The sequence below is a fragment of the Myroides sp. WP-1 genome, assembly GCF_014145635.1.
In the GTDB taxonomy this organism is placed as follows: Bacteria; Bacteroidota; Bacteroidia; order Flavobacteriales; family Flavobacteriaceae; genus Flavobacterium.
The window spans coordinates 247,859-264,241 of record NZ_JACHTC010000004.1; the positions used below are offsets into that span (position 1 = coordinate 247,859).

A 16,383-nucleotide genomic window follows, 5' to 3' on the forward strand; every position below is an offset into this window, starting at 1 on the left:
GCAAAAAGCATCTCATTTGAGATGCTTTTTTTGTTGAAAAAAATTATTAAGGTTTGTTGTTTGTTCTAGATAGAAAGCGTGTTATATTGCTTTTCGTTTAGTTGGAACATGTACTTGTGTGCATTGGGAGTTCCTACAAAATACGCAGGTAAATCTTGCAAATCCACCCCGTATACTTGAAGCGCAAATTCACATACTACAAGTTTGATTCCCGCTTTGTTTGCTCCATCTAAGATTGGTCGTAATTCTTTGTCATTTAGTTCCTGTACCATTTGTCCCATAATGACAATTTCAAAGGTAAGTGCAGGATTCGCTTGTTTCATCTCAGAGCCCGTCATAATGGAAGCACGTAAGTTTTTGGTCGATTGTACCAAAATGGCATATTTATCTCCTGTGGTTACTTGTAATGCAGATTCGTTCTTTGCATGCGTAAGGTTTGTCGCATTTACCACAGTCGTGGCTCCAATTAGCACGGCAATAGCCCATAGCATTGTTTTCATACTTAACTATTTTGATGTTTGTTTACAGCAAATCTACTTCGTGATAACAAAGATTACAGTAACAAATGTTACAGTACAGGAAAAAAAATAAAATTATTTTTGAACAATCAAAAAATGAGAAAAACATGAATACCGTTATCAACTTTTTTAAAACGTGGACTCCAATTCGCTACATTCGATTGGGACTCGCTTTGTTATTGTTGTTCCAAACCATTGACTCAAAACTGTGGGTGTTGGGAATCCCTGCCGCTTACTTATTTATACAAGCTGTTTTTAACTTCGGCTGTAAGAATAATTCGTGTCAAAGGTGAGTGGGAAGGATTGTTGTTTGTTGGGAGTCAAATAAAAGAATACTTTTTCTAGACAGATGGCGTATTTGCCCTTTCCACAATATTTACCTTACACTGTTCAATTTGTTTTTTCATCGCGCGAAGTTCTTTCATTTTTTCGTCAATTTGCTTGATTTTGAGATTTAAAACGTCTAATTGAGCTTTTGTTGTCCATTGTTTATCATACCAAGTATCGATTACTTCTTTAATTTCAGCTAGGGAAAACCCAACGGCTTTCGCCATCTGAATGAATCGCAGTTTATCAACGGTATCTTCTCCGTAATAAGCGTAATTGTTGGAGGTTATTTCTTTTTTTGTTTCGCTGTTAATCAATCCCTTTTTTTCATAAAATCGGATCGTTGCAACAGGCATTCCTACTTCTTTGGCTAATTGGCTAATTAACATCATTTGTTAAAGTATTTTTAAAAAACAAAGTATGAAGTATACTTCATGGTTGTGAGATGTAAAAATAGTATTTAGTTTTACATATATCAAATGAAAAGCAACTAAAAATAGAAATTCGGTTATGGAAAAATATGAAAGTAATTCGTTGTTAGTTAAGGAATTAAAAGGATTTAAGAGTTGTTTTGCAACGGTGAATACTACTACATTGCATTATGTTATGGGGGGAGTAGGTCAACCTCTCGTTTTGATTCCTGGTTATCCTGAAACTTGGTGGGGCTACCACAAAGTGATGCCTCTTTTGGCAGAACATTTCTGTGTAATTGTTGTCGAAATGCGAGGCATGGGTGAGTCCGATAAACCTATTGAAGGTTATGAGAAAAAGAATATGGCGAAAGATGTTTATGAATTGGTTCAACAATTGGGGTATGATCAAGTAAATATTGGAGGACATGACATTGGTGCACATGTTGCTTTTAGTTTTGCACAACACTATCCGCAAGCCACTTCAAAATTAATTATGCTCGATACTCCGCATCCCAATGTCGATATGTATCAACTGCCCATGTTGCCATTCTTAGGCAACCCTTATCTTTATCCTTGGTGGTTAGCTTTTAATCAAGTAAAGGAATTACCTGAACAGTTGTTAGAAGGACGTATGAACCTTGTTATTGATTGGCTGTTTGATCACCTTATTCACGATCAATCGTGTATTACTGCTTTTGATAGGGAAGTATACAGCTCAGCCTATAATACCAAAGACGCTATTCGAGCATCTAATGCTTGGTATCAAGCTTTTCCACAAGATATCGAAGATAGTAAATCGTTTAACACGTTAACAATGCCCGTATTGGGATTAGGCGGTAGTGGGTTTGATCTACTCCTACAGTCTTTAACTCCCTTAGCACCTAATCTTCAGCTAAAAAAGCTGGAAAACTGTGGGCACTTTATTTTGTCAGAAAAACCGGTAGATGTAGTGGATGCAATTATTTTGTTTGCCGGTTCTTAGTTTAAAAATTGTCTTTTAAAGGAGGGAATCTAGCTCAAAGTGGTTCAACCGCTCACCAATAAGTCCTACTAGCTTACTCCTAACTTTAGAAGGGTTTCCTTTGATGTGAGTCTAACTTAACTTAATGGTGAGTCCATTAAAAATACGATTTTAATGGACTCACTATGGACTCACTATGGACTCACCTAAAACGAAATAGCACTAAAACTACTATAACAATACAACTGTAAGTCAAGATTCTCCGTATTATTACATCGTTTTTGTACGTAAATCACGCGATAACTATTATGTCGTCTTTGCTACTGAAGTTAAGCTGTAAAAGCAGTCAGCCTTATGTAGAGGCGTTTCATTGACTGTTTTTCGTTTACCTTACTAGCAGTATGTAATTCTCGCTAGGATCGGATTGAATAGAACCTCGGATGTACAATAGCTCTTCTTTGTTTGTTTTGAGGTTGAGCTTGATTAAACCAACCTCACAATAGAAGTAAGCCGTGTTTTCATCTTGTATTTCAATATTGGAAATTGGGGTGTTTTGCAAGTCAATTTCCTTTTCTAATTTTCCGTTTTTTTCATTCACAACAAAAAAAGTGCTCTTGTTGTTGTACGCGTATAGTTTAGTGTTGAATGCCGTCAATTGCTTTATTTCGAAGCGCGATTCCGCATGTTCTTTGCGCGGCACTTCTGTTTGCCAGATGATAGCACCTGTTTCTGGATTTAGCGCGTAGAAATTGTGTGCTGTTGCCAGTAGCAATTGATTGTTTTTATACGCCATTTTATGATCAATTGCCCCTTCAGGTAGTTCAATTTGCCAAAGGATATCCAGTTTTTCAGGATCTAAAGCAAAGAGATCACGATATAAATCTGCAATAAAAACGCGTGTACCATCTGTTACCGCTCTAGAATACATACCCGTTTTAAAACCGCGGATGTATAGTGCTTTTCCAGTTTCGGCGTCAAAACTGTAAACATATGGGGCGTTGGGAACGAATATTTTATCACTGCTATATAAAACAGGCATGTGGTTATAGGGATATTCTAATTGATAGTTCCAAATGTGACGTCCCGTTTTCTTATTTAAAGCGTAAATATTCTTGTTTTCATGTTGGGTAACCACATACAGTTTATCCCCGTGAATCACTGGAATTTGATTGATCATCATTTTGTTGAGGGCTCCATTTTTCAAACCAATTTTTACCTCCCAAAATTTCTTTCCTGTTTTGTGGTCCAAGGCGTAAAGTTCACCATTGTGAAAAGGAACATACAACACCCCGTCTTCTAAGGTCATTTTATTGCGTGCATAGGTGACCGTTGAATCACTTGCAGCAAAAGACCAGTTGATTTTTTGGGTTTCTAAATTGAAGGATTTGACTGTTCCATCATAATCATAAATGAGGATTGCGCTTTTATCTAGTGGTACCTTTTCATACTCGCGATAGCGATCGTTGAGAACGAAATCGTATTCCGTGCCAATTTGATTGTTTGAATATTGATTGGTTTCGCTTCGAGGAGCTCTTGTTGGTGATACAGGTTCTCCGTCGCCTGTTTTAGGGTAATTATCTGACTCTTTGTTTTGTCCCAACGCCAGAACAGTTAGCAAAAAGGCTAGAGCACATAGTAGATTCTTTTTCATTTTTCAAGTTGTAATTTTTGGTAGTAGTTATAAAAAAAGCACCCAAAGAGGATGCTTATATGAAGGGATTACAGCATTAGTACGCTTTTTTCAAGCGATCCAAGGCTATTTTATTGTCTCGATCTTTGATTGTTTCTCGTTTGTCGTAGTTTTTCTTTCCTTTACACAAAGCGATATCCATTTTAGCTAATCCTTTTTCATTGATGAACAAACGCAGTGGAATGATCGTTAATCCTTTATTCTGAACACTTTTGTGTAAACTCTTCAACTCTTTCTTATTCAACAATAGCTTGCGCTCCGTCTTGGCTTTATGGTTAAAGTGACTGCTATTGGCATATTCTTCAATTTGTGAGTTAATCACAAAAAGCTCTAAATTTTGAAACTCACAGAAACTTTCTGCAATACTAGCTTTCCCTAGTCGCAACGATTTAATTTCTGTACCTGTAAGTACAATTCCAGCCGTATATTTATCTAAGATCTCGTATTCGAACTTAGCTCTTTTATTTAGAATATTGATGTTCTTTTGCATAGCACAAAAATAATAAAAATTTAAAGTAAAACTACTTTTGAATAGAAACACTTCTAGCGTACGGCGGAAATGTGGAAAAATAAAAAAAGGCTATCACTAAAAGAAGTAATAGCCTTGTATTTTTAGTAGTAGAGATTAAATAAATTTAAATCCTACAGATAGGAACCAAGTGTTTGGTTTAGATGAAAAATCTTTGCTGACATTGCTAAGACCTCCGTCGTATGAAACGTCAAAAGTGAATTTTAAAACATCAACTCCTGCACCTAAACGGTATCCAATATTTGATTTGTCGAATTTATCAAATGCATGATCAACAGAACCTTTAGATAAGTCGTTTAAAACTACAGAATATACACCACCACCATAAACTCTTACGTTATACAAAGGGCTTTTCAATAGTTTATATCCGTATACTACTGGTATTTCGATGTTTTTCATCTTTGTTTTATCACTTCCAAGCGCAGATTCAAACTTAACGCTCTTTTCTACATACATTAAATCTGCTTGAATATAAGAGCGATTTAAATTAATACGCGCCATGGCACCTACTCCAAATCCCGAAGCGGTCTTACTGCTGTAATCTTTTGGATTACTTGAAAAGTCAGTGAAGTTAGCGCCTGCCTTAATCCCTATATTTAGAGGAGATTGAGCATAAGAATTGAACGCAAATGTCGTGAGTATAATGCTAAATAGTAAACCTAATTTTTTCATAATTTCCTTTTTATTTAACTGCTAAATTAAATAAAAAAGAGTCGCTTACCAATAAAGATCATCAAAAAAACGCAAATGAGTTTGTGCTACTGTCAAAATGAAATTGAAATATCGCGACTTTTACCAATAAAAACGTTGAATTGACGTCATTTTTTATGGGGTTTAGTTTTCATGATCGTATGGTAAGAAGCAGAAAAAGCGGATAAGCTTTTGTACCCAATTTGATGTGCAATTTCACTGAGTGTATATTGCTGTTGATCAATGAGTTCAATGCTCTTTAAGATGCGGATGAGTTGGGTGTATTTTTGAAGGGTAATGCCTGTCTCTTGTTTGAATAATCGCTGTAAACTACGTGTTGATAACTGAGCAATGACAGCCAGATCGTCAATTTTGCACGTGGAGTTATACTTTGTATTGATGTGATTGCAAACGTCTAATAAGCGCGGATGCGTGGGTACAGGAATCTGTAGGGATTCATTTTCTTGGCAAAATTCGGGTAAATTGCGTAAAATGGCTTGAATGAATAAGACTTGTTCCGGATGTTCTTCCAGAACTTGATTCCACTTACTGGCATATAAAAGCATCTCTTTCAGTACAGGGGGAGCAGAGAAAACATGTACATGCTGAAAAAAATCGTCTTGAGGAACGGTTTTAAACAAGGCAACGCGCAAATGAACAGCTTGCGCTTCTGAACTAATGCGGTGTTCAAAATTAGAGGGAATCCAAATGACGTGATTTTGAGGAACCAAGTAGGTTTTTGTTCCCAAGTGAAAGTACTGATATCCTTGCTCTACATAGGTTAATTGGTATCGTTGATGTGCGTGAATATAAGGATCGTGTTGCCAATTTTGTACATACCAAAAATAGGCCTCACTGGAGATGTTATCTACATAATCACCCTTATTTTGTTCCGTTAATCCGCATTTAGTTGTGTCGTTTTGCATCTACTTTTTGGCAAAGTTAATAAAAAAACCAAGCTTATCTTTGACTATCAAAAAACAAGAGAAGATGAAACAACTCATTATGTTCCTATTGGGAATCACTATTATGCTAAGTTCACCTATTATGACAGGACAAGATAAACAAGCTCATATTTTGGTACTCATTGATTCAGATCATGGGGGTACCTATGCTTTGGCAAAAGAAATTGCGCAAGGTATTGAACAACAACAGGGGGTAAAAGCAACAATCAAAAAAGTAAAAGAAGATCATCTTGCGGTGTTGCAAGAAATTCCAGTTGCAAGCGTAGAGGAATTACCGCTTTATGATGGAATTGCTTTTGGTTCGCCCGTATACTTCGGAAATATTAGCACGGGAATGAGTGCGTTTTTAGCAAAGACCGTTGATCTTTGGACGCAACGTGCTTTAGAAGAGATGCCAGCAACAGTGTTTATGTCGGGGGGAAGTGGTGCCGCAAATGAATTGGCTTTACAGTCGTTTTGGAACAGCTTATCCGTTCACGGTATGTTGATGATCCCTAATGGGATTAGTGGATTTGATCGCATAGACAAAACCCTAGTACAAGGTAATTCTGTCTTGGGAATTACAAGCCCGGCTTCTGTTTCGCATATTGCACGTCCTACAAAAGACGAGCGCTTTTTAGCACAGCAACAAGGAGAAAAATTAGCGAGAATCGCTTTAGCTCTCCAAGGAAGTAGAAAGAAAACACAGGTGAATTTGAAAGAAACGGTTTCCACATCTACAACTATCGATCGCATTTTAGAAGAAAAGAATATTGTATTACCCACCTTACCCAAGCCTGTTGGGAATTACGAATTGTACGTGCGTACTGGAAATTTAGTGTTTATCAATCAAGTAGCATTGAAAGACGGCAAAATATTCAATCCAGGAAAAGTGGGAATTGATGTTACCGAAGAACAGGTTCAAGAAGCTGCAAAAGTTACAATGCTTAATGTGTTAGCGATACTGAAAGAAGCTGTTGGAGGTGACTGGAGTAAAGTTAAGCGTTGTGTACAACTCATCGGAGCCTTTAATACGGTAGATACGTATACACAGCATGCTGTGTTGATGAATCCGGCTTCTGATCTTGTTGTTGAGGTGCTAGGTGAAAAGGGAAAACACACAAGAAATACAGGAGGAGCAAGCTCTCTACCTTTGGGATCTAGCGTTTCGATTCAAGCAGTATTTGAGGTGGAATAATTTTTTTTAGAGAAGAGAAAAGAAAGAAGAGAGGATATTCATCTCTTCTTTCCAATTAAAAATCAAAAAAATGAAAACTCAAAAACACATTTTTTTGTACTTTTGAACAATCACCCATCACCTTACGCAAAAATAAAGAAACAAAAATTACAAGTATGCGTAAAGCCTTTGGCCTATTTTGGCTCCTATTTTTTCTGTATTTTATCTTTGTACACCCAGCTATCATTTACTATAACAGTGAATATCCACATCGATATTTAGATCAGGTTAACCCTTCAGAAGCTTTGATTTATCTAGGGATTAGTTTGCTTTTATGGGCATTTATTCTCTGTGTTTTGTTTGTGATTATTTTCAAATACACCATTCAAACGAAAGGGAATATAGCTAAGATTAATCAAAAGGGAAAAAGACTAGAAGCCCGTATCGTTCAAGCGAGTAGAAGTGTTGTTTTCAAGCAAAATGAAGCAATTAAATCACTTGTATTAGCCCTACATAATTTGGAAGGAGAATCGATTCGACATACCCTAGAAGTACGAGATACTAAACCCAATGAAAGGCGTTTTGAAGAGGGAAAAAGAATCCATCTTCGCGTAGATTCTACTTTTACTCAACGACCTTATGTTATTGTTGAAGGGACAAAAGGAAAAGTAAATGGTTGGTTTTTTATAGGTTGGTTGTTGTTTTTGGTCGGAATAACCTATTACTACGTGTTTTCTTATCAGTTGGAAAATCAAGGGTATGGTTGGCGTTTTTTAACGTTGAGTCACCCCTTACTTAGTAGTGCTGGTTTTTTAATTCTATTTACTGGAATTATTTACGTGATAGTAAAGTTTTTATTCTTGCGAAAGATGAATATTGGAACGTCTAGTTTGGCTCTTAAATTTAGAGGAAAACGCGCAAATGGAACAATTCTGAGCGTTCAACAAACTGGAACTTACATCAATGAGCAACCAGAAGTTAAATTTGATGTCGAATATACAGATGATCAAGGATTAACCCATCAAGTAGTAGTGAAAAAAATAGTGTCTTTACTCGAAGTGGGAAGCGTTAAAACTCAAACCAATTGCCTGTTGTTTTATGATCCTAAAGAACCCCAAAAAGTACAATTTGAATCCGATCTTATTACAATGTAAATTATGAGAAAAAGAACTATAATTACCAGCCTATTGTTGCTATTTTTTGCTTTTTTGAGTTCTTGTGCAGATTTTTTAAAATCTATTGAGGATACAAAAAATGGAAGTACAGCAATAGGTTCAGTTGATGAAACAGCTGTACAGTTGCCTGAGGAACTCCCAGTAGCCAAGACGATGACGAATCAGACTCAAAAAAAGAGTGAATTTGCGGCACATAAAGAAGATTTACACGAAGTAGAAGTTGCACTGCGCAATCTTCCCCAACTCAAAGGGAAACCCATTTATGTGTATCAATCCATTCATTTTTACGATAATTATCGTGTTTTATTGCAAATTCAAAATCCAGATCATGCCGATTATGTGGATGAATACTATTATGTGGATGGACAATGGCAGCAACCCAAACCCATTGTATTATCTAAACACACTAAAATTGAAAACGACTTAGTATCTTTAGATGAGATTCCTTTTGTTCATGCAAATAATGTATACGAGGCATTAAAAGCAAAAGTAGAAGAAATAGGTGGAGATTCTTCTGATTTGATGGTTTATGTTATCACGAGGAATAATCGCGTGCGTTGGTATCCACGAACGATTAGCAATGAGCGTTCTAGATATGCTATCGAATTTAAAAAAGACGGAACTTTGCTTTCTTTTGAACAAGAATAAAAAGTGTAAAGATGAAAATAAGAACGATGGAAGATAAAGATGAAATTGTCGTTGCAGATTTATTAAACCAAATGGGCTACCCTGATACGATTGATTTTTTACCCGCCAAAATTGCGATAATGAATCAAAGTCAACAAGAAAAATTGCTAGTTGTTACAGAGCAAGATGAAGTGGTAGCCTTTATCTCCCTGCATATTATTCCTCAACTTGCGGTGCGTGGAGATTTTATGCGTATTAGTTATTTTGCTGTGGATGAGAAAGTAAGAAGTAAGGGAATTGGGAAAAGGGTTGAAGATTATGTTTCGGCCTTAGCAAGACAAATGGGATGTGATCGCATCGAATTGCACAGCCATAGTCGAAGAACTAAAGCCCATGATTTTTACTTTAGACAGGGGTATGAGGATGTTCCTAAGTATTTGGTGAAATACTTAAAATAAACTTTAGGTGCGATAAAATCCAATTGATCCTATAATGAATAGAATACAAAGGAATTGTCATACCTTTGTGCGATAAAAATATAGAAGAAAAGAAGTTATGGGAATTTTTTCGAAAACTTGTGAATATGCATTACGAGCGGTTTTATACATTGCTAAGCGAAGTGAGCAAGGCTATAAATCGGGAATAAAAGAAATTGCGCAAGAAGTCAATTCTCCCGAACATTTTTTGGCAAAGATTCTTCAAAAATTAAGTAGAGAAGGCCTTATACAATCTGCAAAAGGACCCAATGGAGGGTTTTATCTCGAAGGGGAAGACTTCAATCGCCCACTTGCAGAAATTGTAGAAGCAGTGGAAGGAAAAGAACTTTTTGTTGGCTGTGCAATGGGATTGAGCTATTGTTCAGAAACAAATCCATGTCCTTTGCATCACGATTTTAAAAAGATCAGAGACAATTTAGCGTGTGTTCTGAAAACAACCACTATTGGCCAGTTCAACCAAGGTCTTATTGATGGAGCATTTACTCTGAATAAATAAAAAAATTAAAATTTAAGTCTGTTTTAGTTGAATAAAGGATATAAATATCTTTTATTTGTATTGCGATATGATTTCTTTCAGAGAGATATATTGAAATAAGGGATAAAAAACTCTTTTTATCTTGTAATTTAAAACTAAAGACAAATGACAACAAATCAAAAAGAACTCGTAAAATCGACTGTTCCTATTTTAAGAGCACATGGGGTAGTGCTAACGAAGCATTTTTATCAACGTATGTTTGAGCATAATCCAGAGTTAAAACACGTGTTTAACATGGGGAATCAACAAAATGAAAAGCAACAAACAGCTTTAGCAATGGCCGTGTTGGCTTATGCGGAGAATATTGAACAACCTAGTGTGTTGCTTCCTGTTGTAAATGCGATCGGACATAAACACACAAGTTTGGATATTCGAGCTGAACATTACGCTATTGTAGGAAAACACCTTATTGCTTCAATAAAAGAAGTATTAGGCGATCTAGCAACGGATGAATTACTTGGAGCATGGGCAGTGGCTTATCAAGAGCTAGCGGATTTAATGGCTGGTCATGAACAGAATATTTACAATCAAAAAGTAAGTGAGAAAGGAGGATGGACAGGATGGAGACCTTTCGTTGTTAAGCAAAAAGTGGTGGAATCTAGTGAGATTACTTCTTTTTACTTCTATCCTGCAGATCAAGGGCCTATTGCTGATTTTAAACCAGGTCAGTATTTGAGTTTACGTTTATTTTTACCTGAATTAAATTTACTGCAGCCTCGACAATACAGTATTTCTTGTGCTCCGAATGGAGAATATTATCGCATTTCTGTAAAACAAGAAAAGGGAAGTCAACATCCTGATGGATTGATTAGCAATCGTTTGCATCAAGTTGTGCAGGTTGGAGATGTAGTGGAATTATCAGCGCCTTCTGGTGTTTTTGTTTTGCAAAATAACACAGTGAAAGAGAAAGTGTTCATTAGTGGTGGAATTGGACAAACCCCTTTGTTATCGATGCTTGAATCGCTAATTCAACAAGAAGAAGTACCTGCTGTTCAGTGGATTCACGGTTGTAGAGAAGCGGAAGTTCACGCTTTTAAGGATAGATTAACCGAAGTTGTACAACAGCATGTTAATGTGAAACAACATATCTTCTACGATATAGTTAGTGAAACAGCAGCGCAGGTGAATCAGGGGTGGGTTGAGCTTGCTCAAGTACCCGATTTTATCGTATCTCAAGATGCGGAATATTACATCTGTGGCCCTCGTGGATTTATTGAAAAACACTATCAGTATTTAGTGGATCAAAAGGTCGATAAAACCGCAATTTTCTTTGAAGAATTTGGCCCAGCATCTTTACAATTGTAACTAAAATAAAAATAAACCTCCTTTGACAGTATAAGTGAAAGGGGGTTTTTATTTTTTTGAATCAATTTGCTGTACTGAAGATGGAGTAGGTATCAATGCACTACCCGCAACTCAAAGTAAAGGTTCTAAACCGAAAAATGCTATAGCCAAAACAAGAAATACAAGAAGGTAAATTTTCTTGCCTCATTGGTGCAAGTTGTTGATCAACGAGAAATAAGACGGTATTCGATAGCGTTAATTTTTACTTTTTTTATCCATGTAAATCAAATTGGGTTGGATTTTTTTTAAACATGCAATAAACGCTAATTTGTTTTCAGGAGAAATAACAATACTATCATATTTAGCATAGTAAATTTCTATGCGTTGTTGTGATAAAGCAGGGGCACTAATAAGGGTACGTGTATCTTCTATTTTTCGAATTTCTTTTATTGATAGTGTTTTTTTAAAACCAATACCAGCCTTGATTTGCAGTGTTTCCTTTTCCGTATCAATTGTATAATAGGTTTGGTAGTACGAGAAAACAAGAAAAGCAATAGTCAACAAGGATATTATCCACATGGACCAATGCGGACTAAAAATAGCCGCTATTATAGCGGCAACACTAATACTGATAAAGAGAATATAAATAAAGAGAGAAACTTTAGTTTTGTATTTGATTTGCATCTAGTTTTTAGTTGTGTTGGATGTCAAAGATAAACAAGTTAGGAATAAAAATAGAGTAAGAATAGAGTAAGAATAGAGTAGAAATGTTTCTTTGTTTCTAAATCTGGACTATTTACTAGTTTAAAACTGGTGTACAATACTCATCCAAAAGGATAGTATTTTTGTGCTATAAAAATGACGTATGAACACCAAAACAATTGTTATCCACAGTAAAGTAGCCTACGGTTATGTAGGGAGTAATACTACATCATTGGTGTTGCAACTCGCTGGTCAGGATGTTATTTCGGTTCCTACTGTTGTTTTATCCAATCGATACGGTTTACCAACAGTGGGAGGAGGTTTAATGCCTGCTTCTTTATTTGAAGAGGTTCTCGATGGTATTTTACAACTTGCTATTTTAAATGAAGTTTCCACTATTATTACAGGTTACATAGGTTCCGCTAAGTTAGTGGAACTGACGGCCTGTTTTATAGCTAAGATAAAAGAGAGTCATCCGGAGATAGTCTACGTTTGTGATCCAGTGATGGGAGATCATCCTCAAGGGCTTTATGTAAAAGAAGAAGTGCCCCAAGCACTTTGTAAGCATTTGTTGCCTTTAGCGGATGTATTAACTCCCAATCAATTTGAGATGGAAACCATCTTGCAGCGAAAGATAACGACTTACGCTAAGCTTCAAGAAGCAATACAGCAAGATCCGATGTTTCAGAGGAAAGATGTTTTGGTAACAGGATGTAGATTTAGCGATTTAACGCATCAAGCCCTGCACATTGTAGTGAAAGAACAGCAACAGTATGATGTGGTTACAATTGATTATGTTCCTGTAGATCCGCCGGGAACTGGTGAACTTTTCGCGGCTTTGGTACTCGTATTACAGGCGAGAAAATCAGAATCTTATAAGGATAGTGTGAAAGAGGCGAGTAGGTTGATTCAACGTGTATTGCATCGCATTGCAGAAGAAGACAGAAGTGAGTTTAGCTTGCATGATATTTTATCAATTCATCCCATAGGGATGTATATAAATTTATCTATGTATTTGGATATTAGATAAATAATTAGTATATTAAGGACTAATGGTTTGCTATAAACTGCAAAAGGTTCCGTGGCTGAGTGGTTAGGCCTGATTACGCAATAATCAGTAGATTGGTTCGAATCCAGTCGGAACCTCAAAATGGTTGACTGTTCACGGTTAACTGTACACTGTAAACAAAAAAGCCTTTCAATGAAAATTGAAAGGCTTTTTTGTATGTGGGGAGAGCAGGATTCGAACCTGCGAAGGTTTCCCAACGGATTTACAGTCCGTCCTCGTTGGCCGCTTGAGTATCTCCCCTCCTTATATTGTTAAACTAAAATAGCATATGTATGTTTTGTGGGGAGAGCAGGATTCGAACCTGCGAAGGTTTCCCAACGGATTTACAGTCCGTCCTCGTTGGCCGCTTGAGTATCTCCCCCTCCGGTATTTTGTATTTTAGTTTAGCAATAATGTATAAGAACTTTAATGTGGGGAGAGCAGGATTCGAACCTGCGAAGGTTTCCCAACGGATTTACAGTCCGTCCTCGTTGGCCGCTTGAGTATCTCCCCTTCAGCGTATGCCTCAGTTCTGTATTAGAACGGTGCAAAGATAGCGCTGTTTTGTTAATCTGCAAGAGATTTGTCGCTTTTTTTTACAGAACAAGTCTTCAGAAATCATTAACTCTTTGGTTATAAAAAACTAAGCCGTTAAAAATTTTCTAATCTATTTTTTGTAAATAAGACAGAATAGGATAAAATTCAGGTGTAAAGTTGCTTTTTTGTGTAAACACAAGGCTATTCTAACGCTCTAAATTGTGCAGGAGTCAATTGAGTACAACGCTTAAAATAACGACAAAATAAAGACGTATCAGCAAAATGAAGTTCATAGCTGATTTCGTTAATAGATAAATCCGAAGATTTCAATAAAGATTTCGCATGTAGAATAACCACATGCTCGATCCAATGTGTCAGCGAATGACCTGTTTCTTTTTTAACTAAGGTAGTTAGATATTGAGGGGTGAGATGTAATTTTTCTGCATAAAAAGTAACCTGCCTTTCTGTTTTGTAATGCTGAGAAAGATGAAGATAAAAATCGTCTACCAGTTGAGCTTTTCGCGTTTTTACAATTCCTCGTTGTTCACATAAGGTTTGGTACGAATCCGAAATGGCCGTGATTAAAGCGAAAATAATATATTGAATGATGTTTTTTTTGTTTTGAATCGTTTGTTTAAAATAGTAGTCTTCTAAAAGATAAAGAAAAGAATCCAACGGATGATTGTTTTGTTGTCGAGGACAAATAACAGGATGATGACGCACCTCATTGTTGGTAATAAACTCGCGTAATATGGGGTATGCACTGATAAAATCTAAAGACATGAGAATAGAAGTAACCTCAAAATCATCAGAAACTTCTTGTGGATCTAAAATGAGCTGTGGCAATACAACAGCCCAATCTCCCTGGCTAATGGTGTATTCCTGAAAGTTGATATGAATGCGTAAACTACCTTTCGAACAAAAGGAAAGCAATAAACCATCAAATTGATGTTTGAAATCAGTATAGTGAGGATGTAACCGATGTACATTTTTGACTAAAGCAATGCCTTCAATTTTAACGTCTTCTTGAATGTTGTGAAATTCGTAGATGTGTTGGATGGTAATGAACTGTTGCATTTTTTTGAATAAAAATAAAATAAATTACAGAACGAATATTGTATGTGATTGTTAATGTTTTATTTGTATGTTGTTTTTTAGCTTATTGCAGATTTTAATATTACAATTTGAACATAAATGAAAACATTTTGCATCAAGAGATTCTCTTGTTTTCTTTATTTTTGTTATTCGTAAGTAAAACCTAATCCCCACTAATTTCTATTTGATGATTTTACCTTTTGAACCTTACACTCCGCAGTGGAAAACCCAGTTTAATTCGATTCAAACTGGGTTATTCGATTCTTTGCAAACGCTAACCCTCACAATAGAGCATATTGGAAGTACAGCCGTAGAAGGGTTGTCTGCAAAGCCTATTATTGATGTTTTAGTGGGTGTACAAGGAGAAGCTGAGCTCGATTTGGTACCACCTTTAGTAAAGGGACAGAACTATGTGTATTATGAAAAGTATAATGAAGAGATGCCTTATCGTCGTTTTTTTGTGCTACTCAAAGAAGCTCCAGCTACTTTAGGTTTACCCGAAAGAGTAGGATTGGGAGAGGATATTCCTGAGCGATTAAACGATCATCATTTGCGTTTGGCACATATTCATGTGATTCCTATTCATTCTGAGAATTGGATTCGTCACATTGCTTTTAGAGACTATTTGAGAACCCATCCAGAGGTAAGAGCGGCTTATCAAGCTTTAAAAGAGCAATTGGTACAACAGCAGTGGAAAACTGGTAATGATTACAATGAAGGAAAAGATCAATTCCTTAAAAGAGAAGAAGAAAAAGCGGTAAATTGGTATACAAACAACTAAAAAAGAACATGAAAATAATAGCCTTAACACACGTAGATCTCCAAGAGATCGTCCAAGTTTTGAATGAGTCCTTTGCTGATTATATCATTCCCCTTCAGTTAAAAGCGGATCAACTGGCCATAAAGATAGCCGTTGAAAACGTTCAATTAGATCTTTCGGTGGGAGTGGTCGATCAGGGAAAATTAGTAGGATTCATGTTACATGCAATTAACCAAGTAGAAGGTAAATTAACCGCATATAACGCGGCAACAGGTGTAGTGCCTACACATAGAGGTCAAGGGTTAGTGAGTAAAATGTATGCCTTTCTACTGGATCGTTTGCAACCTTTACAAGTAGAACAATTGGTTTTAGAAGTGATTGAAGGCAATCAGTCGGCTATTCGCGCATATGAGAAAATGGGATACCACAAGGCGAGAAAACTCATTTGTTTTGAAGGAGAAGCTCAGGTTATGCCACGCAATTCACCAGTTGAGGTAATTGAATTAGATGCGTTCAATTGGCCTGTCTTTACTGCTTTTTGGGACGTTCAGCCTTCGTGGCAAAACGCTGTCCCTGCTATGGAAAACAGCAAAGCGCGCTGCCGTATTCTCGGTGCGTACAAAGAAGATCAATTGGTGGGATATTTGATTTTAAACCCAACATCAAAACGCGTTTTACAATTGGCTGTAGATTCAAAACACAGAAGACAAGGAGTTGCTACTCATTTAATTCAAACGATGAATGAGATCACAGCTTCAAAGGAAGTATATGTTTACAATATTGATGACACCTCAGAAGCAGCCGCCGCTTTTTTTCATCAGTTAAAATTAAAAAATGACCTCGCTCAATTTGAAATGAAACGAATCTTGTAAAC

19 protein-coding genes and 4 tRNA genes are annotated in these 16,383 nt (G+C 36.4%); 12 read left to right on the forward strand and 11 right to left on the reverse strand.

Annotation, left to right across the window (positions count from 1 at the left end):
- Window positions 1–65: 65 nt before the first annotated feature.
- Window positions 66–500 carry a hypothetical protein gene (locus H4K33_RS06095; RefSeq protein WP_182647579.1) on the reverse strand — a complete coding sequence of 145 codons (435 nt, stop codon included), beginning with the start codon at window positions 498–500 and terminating at the stop codon, window positions 66–68.
- 125 nt (window positions 501–625) lie between these two features.
- Here H4K33_RS06095 and H4K33_RS06100 point away from each other — a divergent pair, with 125 nt between their 5' ends.
- A complete protein-coding gene (locus H4K33_RS06100; protein ID WP_182647580.1) occupies window positions 626–811 on the forward strand; it encodes a hypothetical protein in 186 nt (61 codons plus the stop codon).
- Between the two features lie 48 nt (window positions 812–859).
- Here H4K33_RS06100 and H4K33_RS06105 read toward each other — a convergent pair whose 3' ends face one another.
- Entirely contained in the window at window positions 860–1,237 is a 378-nt protein-coding gene (locus tag H4K33_RS06105; protein ID WP_182647581.1) for a MerR family transcriptional regulator, read from the reverse strand.
- Window positions 1,238–1,355: 118 nt separating this feature from the next.
- On the opposite strand from H4K33_RS06105, the gene H4K33_RS06110 reads away from it, so the two are divergent.
- The gene (locus tag H4K33_RS06110) at window positions 1,356–2,240 is read left to right on the forward strand and encodes an alpha/beta fold hydrolase (RefSeq protein ID WP_182647582.1); all 885 of its coding nucleotides are present in this window, start codon (window positions 1,356–1,358) and stop codon (window positions 2,238–2,240) included.
- Between the two features lie 364 nt (window positions 2,241–2,604).
- Here the strand turns inward: H4K33_RS06110 and H4K33_RS06115 are convergent, their stop codons facing one another.
- The 4 genes from H4K33_RS06115 to H4K33_RS06130 form a co-directional block, all read right to left on the reverse strand.
- The gene (locus H4K33_RS06115; RefSeq protein WP_182647583.1) at window positions 2,605–3,870 is read right to left on the reverse strand and encodes a PQQ-binding-like beta-propeller repeat protein; all 1,266 of its coding nucleotides are present in this window, start codon (window positions 3,868–3,870) and stop codon (window positions 2,605–2,607) included.
- A gap of 76 nt (window positions 3,871–3,946) precedes the next feature.
- Complete coding sequence (gene smpB, locus H4K33_RS06120) at window positions 3,947–4,399, reverse strand: SsrA-binding protein SmpB (protein WP_182647584.1); 453 nt, start codon at window positions 4,397–4,399, stop codon at window positions 3,947–3,949.
- Window positions 4,400–4,534: 135 nt separating this feature from the next.
- The gene (locus tag H4K33_RS06125) at window positions 4,535–5,110 is read right to left on the reverse strand and encodes a porin family protein (protein ID WP_182647585.1); all 576 of its coding nucleotides are present in this window, start codon (window positions 5,108–5,110) and stop codon (window positions 4,535–4,537) included.
- 146 nt (window positions 5,111–5,256) lie between these two features.
- Window positions 5,257–6,054 (reverse strand): AraC family transcriptional regulator, encoded by a 798-nt coding sequence (locus H4K33_RS06130; protein ID WP_182647586.1) that lies wholly within the window; start codon window positions 6,052–6,054, stop codon window positions 5,257–5,259.
- A gap of 64 nt (window positions 6,055–6,118) precedes the next feature.
- On the opposite strand from H4K33_RS06130, the gene H4K33_RS06135 reads away from it, so the two are divergent.
- The 6 genes from H4K33_RS06135 (at window position 6,119) to hmpA (ending at window position 11,388) form a co-directional block, all read left to right on the forward strand.
- On the forward strand, window positions 6,119–7,270 hold the full coding sequence (locus H4K33_RS06135) for an Atu1372/SO_1960 family protein (RefSeq protein ID WP_182647587.1): 1,152 nt from the start codon (window positions 6,119–6,121) through the stop codon (window positions 7,268–7,270).
- Between the two features lie 155 nt (window positions 7,271–7,425).
- Window positions 7,426–8,403 carry a hypothetical protein gene (locus H4K33_RS06140; RefSeq protein WP_182647588.1) on the forward strand — a complete coding sequence of 326 codons (978 nt, stop codon included), beginning with the start codon at window positions 7,426–7,428 and terminating at the stop codon, window positions 8,401–8,403.
- 3 nt (window positions 8,404–8,406) lie between these two features.
- The gene (locus H4K33_RS06145) at window positions 8,407–9,072 is read left to right on the forward strand and encodes a hypothetical protein (RefSeq protein ID WP_182647589.1); all 666 of its coding nucleotides are present in this window, start codon (window positions 8,407–8,409) and stop codon (window positions 9,070–9,072) included.
- An 11-nt stretch (window positions 9,073–9,083) separates the two neighbouring features.
- Window positions 9,084–9,509, forward strand: a complete 426-nt coding sequence (locus tag H4K33_RS06150; protein WP_182647590.1) for a GNAT family N-acetyltransferase — start codon at window positions 9,084–9,086, stop codon at window positions 9,507–9,509.
- 97 nt (window positions 9,510–9,606) lie between these two features.
- Window positions 9,607–10,044 (forward strand): Rrf2 family transcriptional regulator, encoded by a 438-nt coding sequence (locus H4K33_RS06155; RefSeq protein ID WP_182647591.1) that lies wholly within the window; start codon window positions 9,607–9,609, stop codon window positions 10,042–10,044.
- Window positions 10,045–10,188: 144 nt separating this feature from the next.
- A complete protein-coding gene (hmpA, locus tag H4K33_RS06160) occupies window positions 10,189–11,388 on the forward strand; it encodes an NO-inducible flavohemoprotein (RefSeq protein ID WP_182647592.1) in 1,200 nt (399 codons plus the stop codon).
- A gap of 234 nt (window positions 11,389–11,622) precedes the next feature.
- Here hmpA and H4K33_RS06165 read toward each other — a convergent pair whose 3' ends face one another.
- A complete protein-coding gene (locus H4K33_RS06165) occupies window positions 11,623–12,051 on the reverse strand; it encodes a PH domain-containing protein (RefSeq protein ID WP_182647593.1) in 429 nt (142 codons plus the stop codon).
- A 181-nt stretch (window positions 12,052–12,232) separates the two neighbouring features.
- Between H4K33_RS06165 and pdxY the strand changes: the two genes are divergently transcribed.
- A complete protein-coding gene (pdxY, locus tag H4K33_RS06170) occupies window positions 12,233–13,099 on the forward strand; it encodes a pyridoxal kinase (protein ID WP_182647594.1) in 867 nt (288 codons plus the stop codon).
- 45 nt (window positions 13,100–13,144) lie between these two features.
- Window positions 13,145–13,215, forward strand: a tRNA-OTHER gene (locus H4K33_RS06175).
- Between the two features lie 82 nt (window positions 13,216–13,297).
- Here the strand turns inward: H4K33_RS06175 and H4K33_RS06180 are convergent.
- The 4 genes from H4K33_RS06180 to H4K33_RS06195 all read right to left on the reverse strand — a co-directional run bounded on the left by H4K33_RS06180 (window position 13,298) and on the right by H4K33_RS06195 (window position 14,731).
- A tRNA-Tyr gene (locus tag H4K33_RS06180) sits at window positions 13,298–13,378 on the reverse strand.
- 40 nt (window positions 13,379–13,418) lie between these two features.
- Window positions 13,419–13,499: transfer RNA gene (locus H4K33_RS06185), tRNA-Tyr, on the reverse strand.
- A gap of 50 nt (window positions 13,500–13,549) precedes the next feature.
- A tRNA-Tyr gene (locus H4K33_RS06190) sits at window positions 13,550–13,630 on the reverse strand.
- A gap of 225 nt (window positions 13,631–13,855) precedes the next feature.
- Window positions 13,856–14,731 carry an AraC family transcriptional regulator gene (locus tag H4K33_RS06195; protein ID WP_182647595.1) on the reverse strand — a complete coding sequence of 292 codons (876 nt, stop codon included), beginning with the start codon at window positions 14,729–14,731 and terminating at the stop codon, window positions 13,856–13,858.
- Window positions 14,732–14,936: 205 nt separating this feature from the next.
- On the opposite strand from H4K33_RS06195, the gene H4K33_RS06200 reads away from it, so the two are divergent.
- Together H4K33_RS06200 and H4K33_RS06205 are read left to right on the forward strand one after the other, a co-directional pair.
- Window positions 14,937–15,530, forward strand: a complete 594-nt coding sequence (locus tag H4K33_RS06200) for a GrpB family protein (RefSeq protein ID WP_182647596.1) — start codon at window positions 14,937–14,939, stop codon at window positions 15,528–15,530.
- A gap of 8 nt (window positions 15,531–15,538) precedes the next feature.
- Window positions 15,539–16,381, forward strand: coding sequence for a GNAT family N-acetyltransferase (locus tag H4K33_RS06205; RefSeq protein WP_182647597.1), 843 nt, complete (start codon window positions 15,539–15,541; stop codon window positions 16,379–16,381).
- Window positions 16,382–16,383 lie beyond the last annotated feature (2 nt).